The 17,031-nt window shown below is 49.2% G+C and carries 15 protein-coding genes; 7 read left to right on the top strand and 8 right to left on the bottom strand.

All coding sequences use genetic code 11. The annotated features are described in order from the left end of the window. Positions 1 to 181: 181 nt before the first annotated feature. Positions 182 to 1,120: an RraA family protein gene (locus CWM47_RS27055; protein ID WP_100991722.1), complete on the bottom strand. Its 939-nt coding sequence runs from the start codon at positions 1,118 to 1,120 to the stop codon at positions 182 to 184. A 297-nt stretch (positions 1,121 to 1,417) separates the two neighbouring features. Here CWM47_RS27055 and CWM47_RS27050 point away from each other — a divergent pair, with 297 nt between their 5' ends. Then, positions 1,418 to 2,854, top strand: a complete 1,437-nt coding sequence (locus CWM47_RS27050) for a mandelate racemase/muconate lactonizing enzyme family protein (protein WP_100991720.1) — start codon at positions 1,418 to 1,420, stop codon at positions 2,852 to 2,854. Between the two features lie 86 nt (positions 2,855 to 2,940). On the opposite strand, the gene CWM47_RS27045 is transcribed toward CWM47_RS27050, so the two are convergent. After that, on the bottom strand, positions 2,941 to 3,852 hold the full coding sequence (locus CWM47_RS27045) for a TIGR01777 family oxidoreductase (RefSeq protein WP_100991718.1): 912 nt from the start codon (positions 3,850 to 3,852) through the stop codon (positions 2,941 to 2,943). 438 nt (positions 3,853 to 4,290) lie between these two features. Between CWM47_RS27045 and CWM47_RS27040 the strand changes: the two genes are divergently transcribed. Together CWM47_RS27040 and CWM47_RS27035 are read left to right on the top strand one after the other, a co-directional pair. After that, positions 4,291 to 4,821, top strand: a complete 531-nt coding sequence (locus tag CWM47_RS27040) for a hypothetical protein (RefSeq protein ID WP_100991716.1) — start codon at positions 4,291 to 4,293, stop codon at positions 4,819 to 4,821. 109 nt (positions 4,822 to 4,930) lie between these two features. Beyond that, positions 4,931 to 5,500, top strand: coding sequence for an outer membrane beta-barrel protein (locus tag CWM47_RS27035; protein WP_240625489.1), 570 nt, complete (start codon positions 4,931 to 4,933; stop codon positions 5,498 to 5,500). A 123-nt stretch (positions 5,501 to 5,623) separates the two neighbouring features. Here CWM47_RS27035 and CWM47_RS27030 read toward each other — a convergent pair whose 3' ends face one another. From CWM47_RS27030 to CWM47_RS27010, 5 genes are all read right to left on the bottom strand, one after another. Next, positions 5,624 to 6,175 carry a hypothetical protein gene (locus CWM47_RS27030; RefSeq protein WP_100991714.1) on the bottom strand — a complete coding sequence of 184 codons (552 nt, stop codon included), beginning with the start codon at positions 6,173 to 6,175 and terminating at the stop codon, positions 5,624 to 5,626. Positions 6,176 to 6,285: 110 nt separating this feature from the next. After that, the gene (gene rimK, locus CWM47_RS27025) at positions 6,286 to 7,194 is read right to left on the bottom strand and encodes a 30S ribosomal protein S6--L-glutamate ligase (protein WP_100991712.1); all 909 of its coding nucleotides are present in this window, start codon (positions 7,192 to 7,194) and stop codon (positions 6,286 to 6,288) included. Positions 7,195 to 7,238: 44 nt separating this feature from the next. Continuing rightward, positions 7,239 to 7,715 carry an ATP-dependent zinc protease family protein gene (locus CWM47_RS27020; protein WP_240625488.1) on the bottom strand — a complete coding sequence of 159 codons (477 nt, stop codon included), beginning with the start codon at positions 7,713 to 7,715 and terminating at the stop codon, positions 7,239 to 7,241. 122 nt (positions 7,716 to 7,837) lie between these two features. Continuing rightward, positions 7,838 to 8,953, bottom strand: a complete 1,116-nt coding sequence (gene holB / locus CWM47_RS27015) for a DNA polymerase III subunit delta' (protein ID WP_100991710.1) — start codon at positions 8,951 to 8,953, stop codon at positions 7,838 to 7,840. A gap of 82 nt (positions 8,954 to 9,035) precedes the next feature. Then, positions 9,036 to 10,232, bottom strand: coding sequence for a putative sugar nucleotidyl transferase (locus tag CWM47_RS27010; protein WP_100991708.1), 1,197 nt, complete (start codon positions 10,230 to 10,232; stop codon positions 9,036 to 9,038). An 84-nt stretch (positions 10,233 to 10,316) separates the two neighbouring features. Between CWM47_RS27010 and CWM47_RS27005 the strand changes: the two genes are divergently transcribed. The 3 genes from CWM47_RS27005 (at position 10,317) to CWM47_RS26995 (ending at position 14,470) form a co-directional block, all read left to right on the top strand. Then, positions 10,317 to 11,378 carry a hypothetical protein gene (locus CWM47_RS27005; protein WP_100994070.1) on the top strand — a complete coding sequence of 354 codons (1,062 nt, stop codon included), beginning with the start codon at positions 10,317 to 10,319 and terminating at the stop codon, positions 11,376 to 11,378. A 209-nt stretch (positions 11,379 to 11,587) separates the two neighbouring features. Then, positions 11,588 to 14,035 (top strand): alpha-L-rhamnosidase-related protein, encoded by a 2,448-nt coding sequence (locus CWM47_RS27000; RefSeq protein WP_100991706.1) that lies wholly within the window; start codon positions 11,588 to 11,590, stop codon positions 14,033 to 14,035. Positions 14,036 to 14,080: 45 nt separating this feature from the next. Next, positions 14,081 to 14,470, top strand: coding sequence for an iron chaperone (locus tag CWM47_RS26995; RefSeq protein WP_100991704.1), 390 nt, complete (start codon positions 14,081 to 14,083; stop codon positions 14,468 to 14,470). Positions 14,471 to 14,583: 113 nt separating this feature from the next. Here CWM47_RS26995 and CWM47_RS26990 read toward each other — a convergent pair whose 3' ends face one another. Next, on the bottom strand, positions 14,584 to 15,477 hold the full coding sequence (locus CWM47_RS26990) for a ChaN family lipoprotein (RefSeq protein ID WP_100991702.1): 894 nt from the start codon (positions 15,475 to 15,477) through the stop codon (positions 14,584 to 14,586). A gap of 81 nt (positions 15,478 to 15,558) precedes the next feature. Between CWM47_RS26990 and CWM47_RS26985 the strand changes: the two genes are divergently transcribed. After that, positions 15,559 to 16,965 (top strand): ATP-binding protein, encoded by a 1,407-nt coding sequence (locus tag CWM47_RS26985; RefSeq protein ID WP_100991700.1) that lies wholly within the window; start codon positions 15,559 to 15,561, stop codon positions 16,963 to 16,965. Positions 16,966 to 17,031 lie beyond the last annotated feature (66 nt).

The following is a 17,031-nucleotide window of genomic DNA, read 5'->3' as shown; positions in this document are numbered from 1 at the left end:
TACTGACTGGCGCGGGTATTCAACCGTGCCTTTTAATCTAGCCAGCATTCGCTGGCCCTATTCAACAAGCGTCAGTGAATACTGACGAATAAATAGGCACGGGTAAATACCCGCGCCAGTGTGCTATTAGAAGGCACGGCGGGGCCGCCCGAGCGGTTCAAACCCGCGCCAGTGTGCAAACTCAGTGGCCCTCTTTTGCCAGATAAGCATTAATATCTTTTTCGGTGATGGCTAATTTCTTCGGGTACTTGCCAACCCAGGCTCTAAACTCACCTTTAATTTTGTCAGACCAATCGCCGTGAATTTCGCCGGATGGGTACTTGCCCTGTTGTAACAGTACACGCTCAAACTCATCGCGCAGGGCAGTCATTTCCGACGCCGACACCAGTCCTTCTACAAGGTGTGCTGGTATGAATACCGTTCCGTATTCGTTAGCAAACACCGCATCGCCGGGGATAACCGTTACTTCACCGATGCGAATCGGGGCATTGATGGAAGTTGGTGTCATGTCTTTGATGTAAGAGGGGTCGTGGCCTTTTACCCAGGCATTGAAGCCTTTGGTATCCTTCAACTCCTGCATGTCTCTCACCGAACCATAAAAGATGACGCCCTTGCCCGTTTTGCCATAGATCGCATTTCCTAAACTTGAGCCGATCAGGGTGCCGTCTTTTACCTTTCCGAATCCGTCGGCTACGTAAATATCGCCTTTCGTTAATATATCAATTGGCCAGATGTTGATGCCGCCTTTTTGCGAACGCCCTTCGGCTTTGCCCTGAGCGCGTACCAGACTGTCGAGGTCCGGTCGCATGGGCATGAACTGAGCCGTAACAGCGCGGCCGGTCATCGTTTCGCCGGGCTTGAGAATGACCCAGTTTTTCTCAACCTGATTACGATAGCCTTTTTTGCCGAGGTACCCCCAGATTTGTTCCAGCGTACAATTCGCCAGGCGTTCCATCACGATATCAGGAATCTTCGGGCGACCATCGGCAAAGCGTTCGCCCTTCCAGTCGGCCGTTAACGCTTTAACGTATTCTGGCGTTGAACCCACCCGTTGAGCCTGGGCCATGTAGCCAGCAGACAGGGTAATGACGGTCATAAATAAGAGCGCTCGCTTGATCATTGCTTTATCTTGAGTTGACTGTTTATGAGACTAATAGATGTATCGGGATGGGACCTGATACGAAAAAAGGCGTTGAAAATAGGATTAGTTTTCTTTGACGAAAAGAGGTGTTTCGTTACAATTCCAGTCAAAAAGGCCAAAACATAAGTAAAATACTGGCATTAGTCTACTTATGTGATTGCTAGACTATTGTGGTGATCCTGACCGCACATTGTCCGGTTTGTACCGGAAAGTATGGTTCTGCTTATCATTACATTCTTGCATCGAACAGCCTTAAACTCCTGACGTTTTTTTACCATGAAAAACATTTTCTCCCGATTGTCATCTTCCGGCAATTCTTCTGACCGACGTGACTTCCTACGTAATGCAGGCCTGGGCGGTCTGTCGCTTGGTTTTATGTTCGATCAGCAAACCGCACATGCTGCCGAGCAGGAAATGGAATATATTACCCAAAAAGTCCCCCGCGACTCAAAGCCCGCCGATTTGAAAATTACGGATATGCGGGTTGCCGTTCTGAATGGCGTACCTTTTAGCAGTCCAATTATTCGTATCGATACCAATCAGGGCCTTATTGGCTGGGGCGAAGTGCGTGATGGGGCCAGCGCTAATTACGCGCTGATGTTGAAAAGTCGTTTATTGGGCAAGAACCCCTGCAACGTAGAGCAGATTTTTAAACAGATCAAGCAGTTTGGTGGCCATAGCCGCGCGGCTGGTGGCGTTTGTGGTGTTGAAATGGCGCTCTGGGATTTGGCCGGGAAAGCCTATAATGTGCCAGCCTATCAGCTCATGGGCGGTAAATACCGTGACTTCGTCCGGTTATATGCCGATACCCCCGAAGCTGATACCTACGAGGGGTTTGCCGAAAACATGAAGAAACGCCGGGATCAGGGCTATACATTCCTGAAAATGGACTTCGGTATTGGTATGCTGGCGGGTCAGCCGGGTATGCTCGTAAATGCCAATAACTGGAGTGTGAAGCAACAATGGAACGATCGGGAGTCAGGTAAACTCGGCAACTACGCCAATACAAAACACCCATTTACCCGCATTCAGGTCACGAAAAAAGGACTGGATAAACTGGTCGAACACGTGGGTAAAGTGCGCGACATTGTTGGCTACGATACGCCTTTAGCCGCCGATCACTTTGGTCACTTCGATGTAAACACGGCCATTCAGATTGGCAAAGCGATGGAACCCTTCCGGCTGGCCTGGCTCGAAGATCTTGTGCCCTGGTTTTACACCGATCAATGGAAACAGATTACCGATGCCATCGACACGCCAACGCTGACGGGTGAAGATATTTACCTCAAAGAGGACTTTATTAAACTCATCGACGCCAAAGCCATAGACATGATTCACCCGGATCTGGCAACGTCGGGCGGGCTGCTCGAAACGAAGAAGATTGGCGATTACGCCGAGGAGAAGGGTATTCCAATGGCTATGCACTTTGCCGGCTCGCCCATTTCGATGATGGCCAACGTTCACTGTGCCGCTGCAACCGAGAACTTTGTCGCCCTCGAACACCACGGTGTCGACGTGGCGGGTTGGGAGGATATCGTTACAGGCATGAGGCCAATAGTTGACAAAGGCTTTGTGAAGGTACCTGACAAACCGGGTCTTGGTGTCGAACTAAACGAAGACGCTGCCAAGAAATTCCTGAAAAAAGGAGCCACCTGGTTTGCCCCAACCGACACATGGAATACGAAAGACTCCGCCGATCGAGAGTGGAGTTAGAAGTGAACGTACCCACGGGCTTCAGCCCGTGTTTTATGCTGGTATATATTTAAGCATAAAATACGGGCTAAAGCCCGTGGGTACGTTCACATTAATAAATTCTCCAGTGCCTTTGTCAAATCAGCGTATTGATACTGGAAATTCGTCTCGTCGGCAATGCGTTTGTTCAACACGTAATTGCCGCCCGTGACGACAATCGCCATTTCGCCATACATGAGTTTGATGACAAAATTAGGTATGTTGGGTAGCAATATAGGCTTGTGCAATACCCCGGCAATTGCCCGTGTCAGCGTTTCGTTCGTGACAGGGTTGGGCGCTACGGCATTGTAAACTCCCTGCCACGAGTTATCTGAAAGACCCTGCATAAACAGGCGGCAAAGGTCGTCGAGGTGTATCCACGAAATATACTGCTGCCCCGACCCGATGGGTGCGCCCGCTCCTAACTTGACGGGCTGAACGAGCTTGGGTAGTGCCCCGCCTTCGGTCATTAATACGACCCCAATTCTGAACTTGACAGTTCGAATGCCAAGGGCTGCCACCTGTTCTTCAGACCGTTCCCAGGCTCGCACGGTCTGCGCCAGAAAATCAGATCCGCCCTGACTGGTTTCAATTAGCGGTCGATCTTCGGTGTTGCCCCCGTAAAAACCGATCGCCGAAGCCCCCATGAATGATTTAACATGATGCGGATTCTTTGCCAGCGCCTGCGCCAGTAAATCGGTGGATTGTGTCCGGCTACTTATGATAGCTTCTTTTCGCTCATCCGTCCAGCGTTCGTCGGCAATGCCTTCGCCAGCCAGATGAATAATATGATCGGCTGTAGCGATGGCTTGTGGGTCAATATGGCCTTTTTTGATGTCCCATTGATACACCTGCACATTGGGGATCGACTTGGGTGACCTGCTTAAGAGCGAAACCTGATACCCTTTCTCTTGAAGCAATTGGGTGAGTCGACGACCGATAGAGCCGGTGCCACCAGAAATTAAAACTGTTTCGTTCATACGTCAGTGATTTAGTTGGTGGGTGTAAGTATATAACACACAAACTAGCTTAGTGTTCGTTCGTTTAAGTTAGTAAATTCGTAATTATCGTAGATAAAATATCGGTTTTATCTGCAGGGAGCATTGTTTTCTGTTCTTGGTTGACCTTGTGCATTTACTGTGTTTGTATAAGGTTGGTAATAAGTTATCGATTTAGCCAATCAGGCTACTCGAACGATTGCTGTTTTGCAAGCAGCTGCCTTATTGGGTGGGTGACACTAGTGTTGCGCGCAAAGGAAGATTAACCACAATAGTGTATCAGATTTTAAATGAAAATCCTATCATATTGATTGTGTCTTCGCTTCTGAATTCTTATGTTTGGTTGCTCTAATGGTGACGTTAACCACACCAAAACAGTTGTCTTCCATCTTAATAAAATCAACTCAAAAAGGTTCCTGTATGTCTCGGCTATTATTCGTTAAGTTACTCATTCTGATTGGGCTAACAAGTTCGATTATAGCCTGTTCTGAAAAAGAACCGGCTGCCAACCCTGTGCCGGTTATTGCCTTTAAAGCAATAAATAAAGTTACTCTTGCCGCCAATACCACTAAAGCAAAACGGGACTCTGTGGTGGTCGCTATCAGTTTTAGTGATGCGGATGGTGATCTGGGTGAAGATCCCGGTGATTCAACTCGTTTGAAGCGTGTATTTGGTAATCAGACTTGGGGGAACTACCAAATTCGTGCGTTTCAATTTGTAAATAACAAGTTCGAAGAGATTACGCCATCCGTTAACAAGAGGCTTTTTGTTGATCTGGGGGGCAGCACAATCGTACCTCAGAATGGTACACTTAAGTATAACCAAGTATTCACTTATGCCGGTACTTATAAGCTACTACCCATCAAGTTTCAGGTACGCGTGCGTGATCGGAACTTGAACGAAAGTAACGTAGTCGAAACGGATACGGTCAGCCTTCCTGTCAGCCTATAACTGAACCAGTTCACTTGCCTGAAAATGATCGTTAAAAAAGCTTAAAAGCCGCACCGCGTTACAACCAATTTGATCATGCCAGTATCATTGACTCAACTAGAACATGATCATGATGAAACGTTGTGTAGTACTGTTAGGTATTTTCTTACCTCTAGTCGCATCCGCTCAAAAGGTGCCTGGCAAGCATCAGCAGGATTTGCTTGGAAAGGGGCATGTACATGCAGGTGTTTCTGTTGGGCAAGGGTACAAAGGGAGTCAGTCAACAACTACTGTTTATAGCCCCAAAATTCAGTATTTTCTTGCCAGTGGATGGTCGGTGGCGCTCGAAGGTCGTTCTCTGAAATCGAATTCGTTTTACACCTTCACGTATCTGGGTGCTGGGTTGTCGACTAGATATTATTTTCTGCGCGGTAGTCGGTTTGCGCTTTTTGCTAAAATTGGTGCCACGTATGGCCAGAGTAAATATGACAAATATGATCCAGTAGATCCAGCCTCTTCCAGGAATGGTATACGTACTAATAGCTGGCAAACCAACGCTGGTCTAGGAGCGCATTACCGCTTGGGGAAACGCTGGTCTTTAGAGGCAACTGCTGAACGTAGCTGGCTACAATCGTCTTATTTAACACCAGATTATAACCGTTGGCAAGCTAATGTTGGTATTAATTATCTGTTGAAATAAGTCTGACAGAGCGACTTGACATTTTGTATTCACTTGGTAGAGGTGACCCTGACAGGTTCAGGAGCGCATTTATGTGTAGGCTTTTGAGGAGTGACCAGACCATCTTTTATCCAAATAGCAGCCTCACACCAGCCACTCTTTAGGCAAGTTCAACTGACGGGCATAGTGTGCCGATGCCGTGTGGTTCACCCAGCCGAGCAGTTTGTTAATGTCATCGACAAATTCGACGTAATAATCCGGGTCTAGTTTCACCGCTTTTTTTAGGACCTGTTCTGTGCGTTTGGCAACGTACTCGGCCGCTTTGTCGGTGCGGGAGTTGTACTTCTGAAGCAAGTGCGCGTTGTTGTCGTAGAACGTATTGAGCATGTACAACATCAATTCCACCTCGCCATATTTGTCTTTCGTGACCTTCAGGTGGCGACTGATGTAGCCGCTCACGGTACGCATATCCATCATGAGCCAGCCGGGCGTATCGGCGTGGAGATTGGCCGTTCGGTTAATGAAGTCCCGGATCAGGCCCCGCCGTTCGTCGATGGTTCTCCCTTCTTCAACCAGCTCGAACTGAAGTCGTTCGGTTAGTACGGCGTCTTTTGCAATCAGACGCAGTAATAATTTATCTTTCTCCACACCCGGCATTCGGACAATGGCTTTTTTGAGATCAGGATCGAGGGGCATTAAATGAATAATGTAGAGTGAATAATGAAGAATAAAGCATACTGATCGGTAAAATTATTTATTATTCATTCTTCACTCTTCATTTTTCATTAAGACTTTACATTATTCATTTAAACTCCCACCGTGTCGCTTTCGTCGGTGCGGATTTTATCTTCTATGTAAGTGATTATTTCGGCGGCAACGTTGAGGCCGGTCGCGTTTTCGATGCCTTCCAGCCCTGGCGATGAGTTGACTTCCAGCACGAGTGGGCCACGGTCGGAGGGGAGCATATCGACACCTGCTACCCGCAAACCCAGAGCACGGGCGGCCGCTATAGCAGTTTGCTCTTCGTTGGGGGTGAGTTGTACAGCAACGGCGTTGCCCCCCCGGTGAATATTGGAGCGAAATTCGCCTTCCAGTCCCTGTCGTTTTATGGCTCCCACCACACGACCGCCAACGACAAATGCCCGAATATCAGCCCCTTTGGCTTCGGCAATGAATTCCTGCACCAGTACGTTCTTCTTCAGCCCATAAAATGCTTCGATGGTTGACTTGGCCGCTTTGGTCGTTTCGGCCAGCACGACACCAATACCCTGCGTTCCTTCCAGCAGTTTAATAACGACCGGTGGACCGCCAACAAGCTTAATGAGTTGGGTTACGTCGCCGTTTTTTGGATGATTGGCAAACATGGTTTTGGGCAAACCGACACCCGCTTTTGAGAGTACCTGCAAGCTGCGAAGCTTGTTGCGTGAGCGCATAATGGCCTGCGATTTGCCCGTTGTAAAGACGTTCATCATCTCGAACTGCCGGACAACAGCGCAGCCATAATCCGTTACAGAAGCGCCAATGCGGGGAATAATGGCATCGAATGTCTCTAATTCGTGGCCTTCGTACAGGATCGAAGGCTTGCCGCCCTCAATCATGACCTGGCAATTCAGATGATTGACAACCACTCCTTCGTGACCACGCTGTCTGGCGGCTTCGAGAAGTCGTTGGGTAGAATATAAATTCGGATTGGCCGATAAAATGGCAATACGCATCGATTCAGTGTTCAGTTATCTGTGAGGAGTTGTTGGTACCTGTGTTAGTCGTTTTCCGACGGCGCTACTGAGGAAACGTTGCCTGCGACTTTGGCATCATAGGATAGGTTCTTCTGCGACACATCGACGAGGAAGCGGTTGCGTAATAGTTTTCTGCCCAGAAGAACCGGGTTTTTGAGTTGTTCGCGGTCGGCAAGGGTAAATTCGGCTTTTATCGTACGGCCAAATAAAACGATGCGGGTTTGAATGACGTAGCGTAATTCGGCCACACCAAACGAGTTTTTAATCATGCGTTGACTAAACTGGTCGCTACGGAATTTGCGGGCAGGTAGTCCGGTTTTATCGATCAGCCAAAAGCTCAATTTTCGTTTAAGTCCCAACCGTATTACACGCACATCTTTACAATGCAGGGCCGATGTAAACGCACCTGTATCGACTTTGGCCTGTATGTCGAATAAGCCCAGATCTGGAAAATCAACCAGATCAGTCATGCCGATAATTTGCTTGGGCTTAGGTTTCATTATGGAACCGCACCGGCGGACCGGCAGATTTTTATGATCAATAGGGTGTAGATATGATTTTAAAAAACCTTAAGTCATCATAAAAATCTGCCAGTCCGCCGGTGCGGTTCTATTCAATAATTTCACCGGATCAACCGGCTAAAGGTAAGCGACATATCCAGCATAATCATTTTTGCGCGGGCGTTCCGTTCGAGGTGATAGGCGGCTTCGTTAAGGTCATGGACAATGCGCTCAATGTGATTAATGGTCAATATTTTAGCAAAGTTTTTTACAAATGCCATTTCATCGTCGGGCAGGCGGAGTAATTCGGCGGCTCCCTGTTGCCACAGGAATAAATCGCGGTACAGCCGGATACTGTAATCCAGCAAACCCTTCTGTTTCTCCTTGCTGAAACCATCAAACTGGTCGGCCTGTTTGACCAGCGCAACTAAATCCTGCCGATAGCAGGTACGCATCCATTCGGCAAACCAGGCATGTTCATCAGTCGAACCGGTGTCCTGCTGGCTCAGTTGCAGGGCTTCGGCCAGATTGCCATCGGCCAGATAGGCCAGTCGTCGGGCGGTTGTTTCGTCCACATTCAGGTGCTGGCGCAGGTATGTAGCCACTTCCTCATCCGTAAACGCCCGAATCGCCACCCGCTGCGTGCGCGACAGGATGGTAATCAGCAATTTGTCGGACTGGTTGGTTACGAGCAGAAACAGCGTTTGGGCAGGCGGCTCCTCCAGCACTTTCAGCAGGGCATTGGCCGAGGTCACGTTCATGAGTTCGGGCAGCCAGATGAGCATGATCTTATACGCTCCCTCATAGGCTTTCAGCGACAGTTTTTGCAGAATATTCCGGGCTTCCTCCGCCGAGATATTTCCCTGTTTGTTATCAGCCCCCAGCGATTCGAGCCAATCGGGCAGGGTGCGGTAAGGCGTACTGAGCAGAAATTTCCGCCAGTCGGTCAAATACGTTTCTGATGTTTTTCCTTTACCCTGATTCGTCACCGGAAAAACCATGTGCATATCGGGGTGCACAAGTTTCTGAACTTTCACACAGGATGCACAACGTCCGCAGGAATCTTCGGCCTGCTTGTCTTCGCAGTTGACGTATTGCGCCAATGCGAGCGCCAGCGCGAGATTGGCGCTTCCTGCCGGGCCATCGAATAGCAACGCATGCGCCAGGTGGTTGGTTTGCACCGCCCGCAGCAGCATTTGCTTCGTTTCGTTCAGGCCGATTATTTCTGAGAATTGCATAATCTTGTAGCAACGGTCCTTCCAGACCGTTGAGTCGCGTAAGCGACTATCTTTGCTTGGCTATAGTAGCCGCTTGGGCGGCTCAACGGTCTGGAAGAACCGTTGTTACATCAAAAATGTGCTTCAAAATCTTTTCTTCTACCTCGTCAAATGCCTTGTCGCGCCGAATGAACGCTTCTCTGGCTACTTGCAGCGCTTTTTCGATGCGGTAAGGTGTGACGCCATCAGCGGCACCGCCCCACGAAAAAGAGGGGATATGTTTGTGCTGAAAGCCCCCGCCAAATACGTTGGCACTAACGCCCACTACGGTGCCCGTATTGAACATGGTGCTGATACCGGCTTTTGTAAAATCGCCCATCATTAGTCCACAAAAAATCCGTCCGGTGTCTTCCAGTTGATCCGTGGCATAGGAGTGGAGTTTTACATTGCTGTAATCGTTCTTCAGATTCGAGTTATTGACATTGGCACCCAGATTGCACCATTCGCCAATGACCGAGTTACCCAGAAAACCGTCGTGCGCTTTGTTGCTATAGCCGAAGAAAATCGAGTTGCCTACTTCGCCACCCACTTTGCAGAAGGGCCCAATAGTGGTATTGCTCCGCATTTTGCCGCCCCAGTTCACGGTCGATCCTTCGCCAAGCGAAAATGGGCCGATAACAATAGAGCCTTCGCTGATGGTGGCATTTCGACCGATATAAATAGGCCCGCCCTCTGCATTCAGAACCGACGCCCGAATGGTAGCCCCCGGTTCGATAAAAATGTTTTCGGGCGCGTAACAACGGGTAAAGGGGTCGATAATGGGCTCTGAGGTTCGTCCGGTGGTTAGTCGCACAAAATCAGCGCGCAGTTGATCGCTGTTATTAACGAATATATCCCACAAATGACGAACAATCATTAGCGGCTCCATAAAGGTGCGGAACGGGTAGTCGTCGTTTACGATAGGGGCGGTGGCTAATGGGCTGTTTGTCCGTAAGGCCAGTAGTAAGCCATCGTGGGTAATCAGTCCTGTATTGGGTGGTAAGGCCGAAATGGTTTGATTGAGGGCATCTGTGGGGCAAACGGCTCCACTGATGTACAGATTATCGTTGCTACTCTGTTGCGGAAACTTCGTTTGCAAATAGGGTTCGGTCAGATACGAGGGCGTTTGGCCAAGCGTATGCGCCCATTTTTCGGCCAGTGTAAGTGTTCCGATACGAATGTCCGCCACAGGCCGCGTAAACGTGAAGGGTAATAAAGCTGTACGGATGACGGGGTCATCGAATAAAATCAAAGTTGGCATTGATTGTATCAGGGTAATCAGGCGGCAAATATCCAACCTTAATCTGGAAAAAGAGAACGTATGAAACGGTACTTTTACGAAAATATGGCGGCTCTATCCATCGACAGTATCATTCAGCGGATTGCTGATTTGCAGGACGAAACCGGCCTCTTTGCTTCGTTTCGGCATAATCCAGCGGTTTTTTACCGTCGCCCCGACACTAATGTCTTCTTTACGGCGGTCACGGTGTTTACGTTGCAGAAGCTGCGTTCGTCCGCATTGCCCGAAACCCGTTTGCTAATTGATCACATCGCCAGCCGGGCTACAGCCGCCTACCCGATTTTTCAGAACAAAGACGGGCTGAATACCTATAATTTCTGGCCTACACGCCCCTCGCAGCACTTTTCAAACGGCTATGTATTTCGCCATTTCGAACACTTCCGCATCCCCGACGATATCGACGACACGGCGATGGTGTACCTGACAACCACGCCCACACCCGACGAACAGGGTTGGCTTAAAAATAAACTGGCCCAGCATGCCAACGGAAGCCAGCCGCAGCGTATTAAAAATACATACCCTGATTATCGGGATTTACGTGCTTACTCGACCTGGTTCGGAAAAAACATGGGTGTTGATTTTGATGCCTGTGCGTTGAGCAATACCCTGTATTGCATTTATCAATTCGACTTGCCACGTAACTCGCACGACACAGATTCACTGACCTATTTGCGGTCTGTTGTGGAGTCGGGACGGTATGTATCAGAGCCCTTTCGTTGTGCGCCCCACTACGCCCGAACATCCCTGATTATTTACCACCTGGCGCGGCTTATGTCGGCTTTCACCATTACCGAACTCGAACCTATCCGCCCGCGCCTGATCGCTGATGCACGTCAGCAATTAGTCAACGCCACAAACCGTGTGGAGAAGCTCATACTGGCAACTTCGTTAGGTCGCCTGGACGAATCGGTTCCGCCAATCAATCTCGACGGTATCGAACAGGATTTTGACACCTTTCACTTCTTCATAGCGGGCCTGCTCACGGCCTACGAACAACCCCTGCTCCGTCGGTTCGCCGACCGCCCCCTTATGCAAATGCGCTGGCAGTGTGAGGCCCATTGTTGGGCGTTGGTGGCGGAGTATGTGGGGCTTTGTTACAAGGGGTGAAATTGGTAAGATGACGCAGGAATCTTAGGTAAAGCGGAAAACCTAAACCCGTCCGTTGTAAAATAGGCCACATATCTCGCAAGTTAAATTAGGATTATACCTTTATGAAGTAGTAATAACAGTACTGCTTTTGGTAAATCTGTATCTTTGTAAACGGCTCAACTAGCGTGCGTAAGCCAATCGTTACCCATTAAAATAACCCTCAACTAATGAAAACCCATTGCCAGTCGGCTTTACTGACTCTTTGTAGAAATAAACTCTATACAGTTAGTTTAGTGGCCTTTGCCCTTTTGTCGGTGTACGTTCAAAACGTAGCCGCGCAGCAACCGCTTCAAACACTTGTGCAGCAAGTCGAGCATATTTCTGGTAAGAAAGCGTACCTGGCGTCTCCCTTTGTAACGGCTGGCAATCGGTTGTATATGGTTGGTCATCAGGATGGGAAATTTCCTGATCTGGGCTGGCACATTACGGGCGAGATGGGCGGAATCTGGGATCATCCGATCAAATTGATGGATGGCTTTACGGCGTCTGTGTCCATCAAGCAAAAACAGATTTGCCTGGATAGAGCAACCGAATTTATTAACTACCCTTTTGCCAATAAGCACCTATACCAACAGGTTGCCGATGGGCTGGACATTGAGCGATTCCAATTTGTGCCCGATAACAAAGAGGGAATGGTGGTGGAGTACACCTTCATAAATAAGCAAGCCAAACCGCTTACGCTTCAATTTACGTGGACGGGCCACACGGATCTACGCCCTACCTGGCTGGGCGAACGGACCAATATGGTCGATGCGCCGGATGCGGCAACCTGGGATGCCAAAAACCATTCCTGGCTGGCTAAGGATCAAAAGAATGATTGGTTCGTCGTCTTCGGTGCCAACGTTCCCGCCAGTCAGCATCACCAGAATAAGAGTTGTGATTTTGTGTCGGCAGGGCAGGGGTGCGCGGCTTCGCTGGTGTACACGATCACGGTGCCCGCCAACGGGAAAACACAAGTGCCAATTACGATTGCAGGCTCCTATAAATCGGCCGAGCTGGCTAATCGTACTTTCTCTGATGTTCAGAAAAATGCCTATACGTATCTGGCAAGCAAGAAAAGTCGCTATGCTACCATTGACCAGATGGCATCGGTACATATACCGGATAAAAAACTGGAACAGGCGTTTCGCTGGGTAAAATACAATTCAGACTGGCTGATACGGGAAGTGCCCGAAATAGGCCGGGGCATGTCGGCGGGCTTGCCCGATTACCCGTGGTGGTTTGGTGCCGATGGGTGTTATACCCTATCGGGACTAATCACAACGGGAAACCGGCAACTGGTGTATGATTCCGTCGACCTGCTGAATAAAATCTCCGAAAAGGAAAACGGAAACGGGCGAATCATCCATGAAGTATCGACCAACGGAGCTGTCTTCAATCCCGGAAACTTGAATGAAGTGCCCCAGTTTGCCAGCATGATTGCTGAAGTGTACCGATGGACGGGTGATAAGGGTTTTCTTCAGAAATACTTCCCGACGGTAAAAAAGGGCATGACCTGGTTATTGGCGGAGAACGACAAAGATAAAAACCTGTTGCCCGATGGCTTTGGCATGATGGAAATACACGGCATGAACAGCGAGATGATCGACGTAGCGGTGTACACGCAGAAAGCTTTTGCCAATGCCGCCTACATGGCGTCGGAGCTCGGCGACAAAACGCTGGCGATGAATTATCAGGAGAAGGCTTCCACCCTGAAAACGAAGATAAATACAGATTTCTGGGTACCCGAAAGCGGCTCATACGCCGATTTCATCGGAACAAAAGCCGAGGCTTTGCAGCTTGTTGACGGAGCCATTATTCGGGCAGATACCCTGCACAAGCCCTGGGCGGTTGCCGAATTGAAAGCTACCCAACAAAAGCTGCGCCTATTGCCCGAGGGTACTAAAAAAGGCTTTGTACTACACCATAACTGGGTAGTCAACACGCCGATGGAAACGGGTGTAGCTGATCCCGAAAAAGCCGATATTGCCCTCCAGACGGCCAGCAAATTTACGAATCCGTTTGGCGTGTTTGTAACGGGAATCGACCGCGACGAATCGGCGGGAAACGACGAGGGGTCGTTCACCTTAAATAAAAAAGTATTTACCTACACCGGGGCGGTGATGACACTGCCCACGGGCGTAGCGACCATTGGCGAAAATCAATACGGCCATCCAGACAAAGCGCTGGGCTATTTGAAACGAATGACAAAAACGTTCAGCTACGCCCTTCCGGGCTCTATTTATGAAGTGTCGCCCGATTACGGGATGGTTACGCAGGCCTGGAACATGTACAGTTATGCTGTTCCGATCATTAAACAGTTTTTCGGTATTCAGCCGGAAGCGTCACGAAAATTAATTACCGTTCACCCGCAAATGCCAAGCGACTGGGACAAAGCCAGCGTCGAAAAAGTGACCGTAGGTGATAACCTATTGTCGATGGATTACGCAAAAGCAGGTCAGCAATTGACGCTGTCAATTACGCAGAAGAAACCAGAATGGACCGTAAAGCTGGTTTTCTCCAAAGGCAAGTATCATGATTGGCAGGTGAATGGTAAAAAAGCGGCCGTTCAGAGCGATGCCGATTCTGATTTTGTTGAGCTAAGAGGAAATTTAGTAACCGTGCATCTGCAGTGAGCCTATTCTAAACAGATACCGGCTACAAAATCACACCGATCCATCATGGAAAAAAGTTCAGTTACAACAATCGACGCCTACATCACTGCGTTCCCTCCAGAAATTCAGATACTTCTGGAACATATGCGGCAAACCGTTCGAACTGCCGCTCCCGATGCCGAAGAAGCGATCAGTTACGGAATGCCCACGTTAAAACTGAAGGGGAATCTGGTGCATTTTGCGGCTTTCAAAAACCACATTGGTTTCTATCCGGCACCGCAGGGATTGGACGCGTTCAAAGAAGAACTATCTGGCTATAAAGGAGCAAAAGGATCTGTTCAGTTTCCTCTCAATGAACCGCTGCCGCTGGAGTTAATTGCAAAAATTACAAAATACAGGGTTGAACAGAATTTGGCTAAGGCAGGAGCGAAAGCAAAAAAGAAAACACAGGGTTAAGGGTGTGTATTAAACAGCTTGGCACCGGCCACCCGGCTAGCTGTTTGTAAGATAGCAACTCACGCAAACAGCTGGCCGGGTGGCCGGTGCCAAGCTGTTTAATACACCTCACCTTAATACGTCTTCGTCATATCGGCGGGGATGGCTAACACGAAGTCGGCCAGATTGCGGTTGTCGACTTCGGGCTTTTCGATGTCGGATAGTTCGACAGAGGATAAGGTCAGGATTTTTAAGTTTGGTTGTTTCTGACGGAGATACCAGACAATACCCTCGAAATTCTTGGAGTGATAATCCCCGTTGAAGTGCAGAACGGTTTGGCCTGATTTCCAGTTCTGGAGAATAAAATAGGCCATTGTCGCGTCTTTGATGGCCTGAGCACGCGCAAAATTAGCCGTCATGTCGGGTTGCGAGCCATGCTGGCCAGCCCCCGCTTTTCCGTCGGTTCCCCCCATCATCTCCATCATGGCTTTGTAGCCGGGTAACGTTAAATCAACGGTTATGGGTAACGGTGCTACCTGTCGTTTCCCATCGGCAGAAATCGTGTCGAGGGCGGAGAGTCCCTGACGCGAAACCAGGCGGGCATACCGGCGCGGCACGTTTGTAGCAATGAATGGAATATGCTGTTCACGGGCAAAGTCGGCAATAGGTTTATAATCGGTATCGAAATTGGGCCAGAGCCGGGCTTGTACTGCCAGTTCTTTGCTAGTCGTTTTGCCCTGTACGTAGTCGCTGAGAGCGGTTTGATTGTCGGCCTCAAACATTTCAGCACCCAGCACAAGGTTTCCTTTTCGGATTGCCTGCAGGTCTTTTGTTAGTTGAAACTCAAGCCAGTGGCAAATGGGATTGTTATGCAGTTCGCCAAACAAAACAACATCGGCCTCGGCCGCTTGGCGAAGCAATTTGGCATAAGAGGTGGACTTCAGAGCAGGGGTATAGAGACGGTAAGCGGGCTTGTCGGCTCGAAAAGCAAAAGCCAGCAGGCAAAGCAAAAGAACTGGTAGACGCATTAGCTAGGTGGTTCGGACTAATCCTGTAACCAATCTGTTTTAAAATTGGTTACCAGTCTGTCTGTCAACCTCTTCTTTTCCATGAATTTGTTAGAAACACTACACCAGTTTCCGGCTTTAGCGAACGTGCCGGACGAGCAGCTTCAGTGGGTTATTGACCGGGCCGAAGAGGTATCGTATCCCGAAGAAACGGTGTTTTACAAGCCGAACGAGCCGGTTGAGTACCTGATGCTGTTGCTGGAAGGTCGTATTCGCATCGACGGGGGCGGGGCCAACGACGAGATTCTTACCTACGACCCCTACTCAGTTCTTGGCGTATTGCCTTTTTCGCGGATGAAAACCATCCCGAATCGGCTGGTGTCTACAACACCGACCCGGCTTTTGCGGCTCCACCGCGATAAACTGCACGACCTGATACATAACTGCTATGAACTAACGGAAGCGCTGGTGCATCAGATGACGACCCGCGTTCGGGATTATACCAAACTAACTCAGCAGACCGATAAAATGGCATCACTGGGCCGGTTGTCGGCGGGGCTGGCTCACGAACTGAACAACCCGGTTGCCGCCGTTGTGCGTTCTGTCGATACGCTGAAAAGCCATTTAAGAGCTACGCCCGAAGCCTTCAAAACAGTTATGAGTCTGCAACTGACGGCCAGTCAGGTGGATAGTGTAACCGAGGTATTTTTCAAGAAAGTTGACAACCAGCTATTGCCCGATACCAAACGCCTAACGTTGCTCGAACGAACCAGTCTGGAAGATGATGTTACGGATTGGCTCGACGATCATGGCCTCGACGACAGTACCGATCTGGCAGGCCCACTGGTTGAGTTTGGCTTTACGGTCGATGATCTGGACTGGATACTGGAAAAAATTGGCGACGGGAACCTGGTGGGTGTGGCCAACTGGTTAGTAAATAATCTGGTAATTGAGAAGTTGGTTTCCGATATTGGCGAGGCTTCCCGGCGAATAGCAACGTTGACCGGCTCAATCAAAAATTATACCCACATGGATCGGGGCGGGGGTAAGGAAAACGTGCTGCTTGCCGAAGGTATTCGAAGTACGCTTACCCTGCTTGATCATAAAATCAAAAGCAAACACATTGACCTGAAGCTGACGATTCCCGACAATCTGCCCGTTGTTTGTGGCTGGCCGGGTGAGTTGAACCAAGTCTGGACCAACCTGATCGACAACGCCATAGACGCCCTGCCCGATGGCGGCAAACTCGAAATTGTCAGTGAGCTCGATAAACGGTCGGCAAACGAGGGGTTGGAGTTTGTGTTGACAAAAGTAATCGACAATGGAGCCGGGATTCCGGAGGACATACGCGATAAAATATTTGAACCATTTTTTACGACCAAAGAAATAGGCAAAGGCACCGGTCTCGGCCTCGATATTGTTCAGGGCATTATCAAACACCACAATGGCTCCGTTAAAGTCGAGTCAAAACCGGGTCATACCGAGTTTAGCGTTTGCTTACCGGTATAAAGGCGAGAGAGTGAAAGAGTGGCTGACGTGCCATTTCTTTCGCTCTTTCGCTCTTTCACTCTTTCG

It is taken from the genome of Spirosoma pollinicola, assembly GCF_002831565.1.
Lineage (GTDB): Bacteria > Bacteroidota > Bacteroidia > Cytophagales > Spirosomataceae > Spirosoma > Spirosoma pollinicola.
This window is presented reverse-complemented; position numbering and strand designations above follow the sequence as displayed.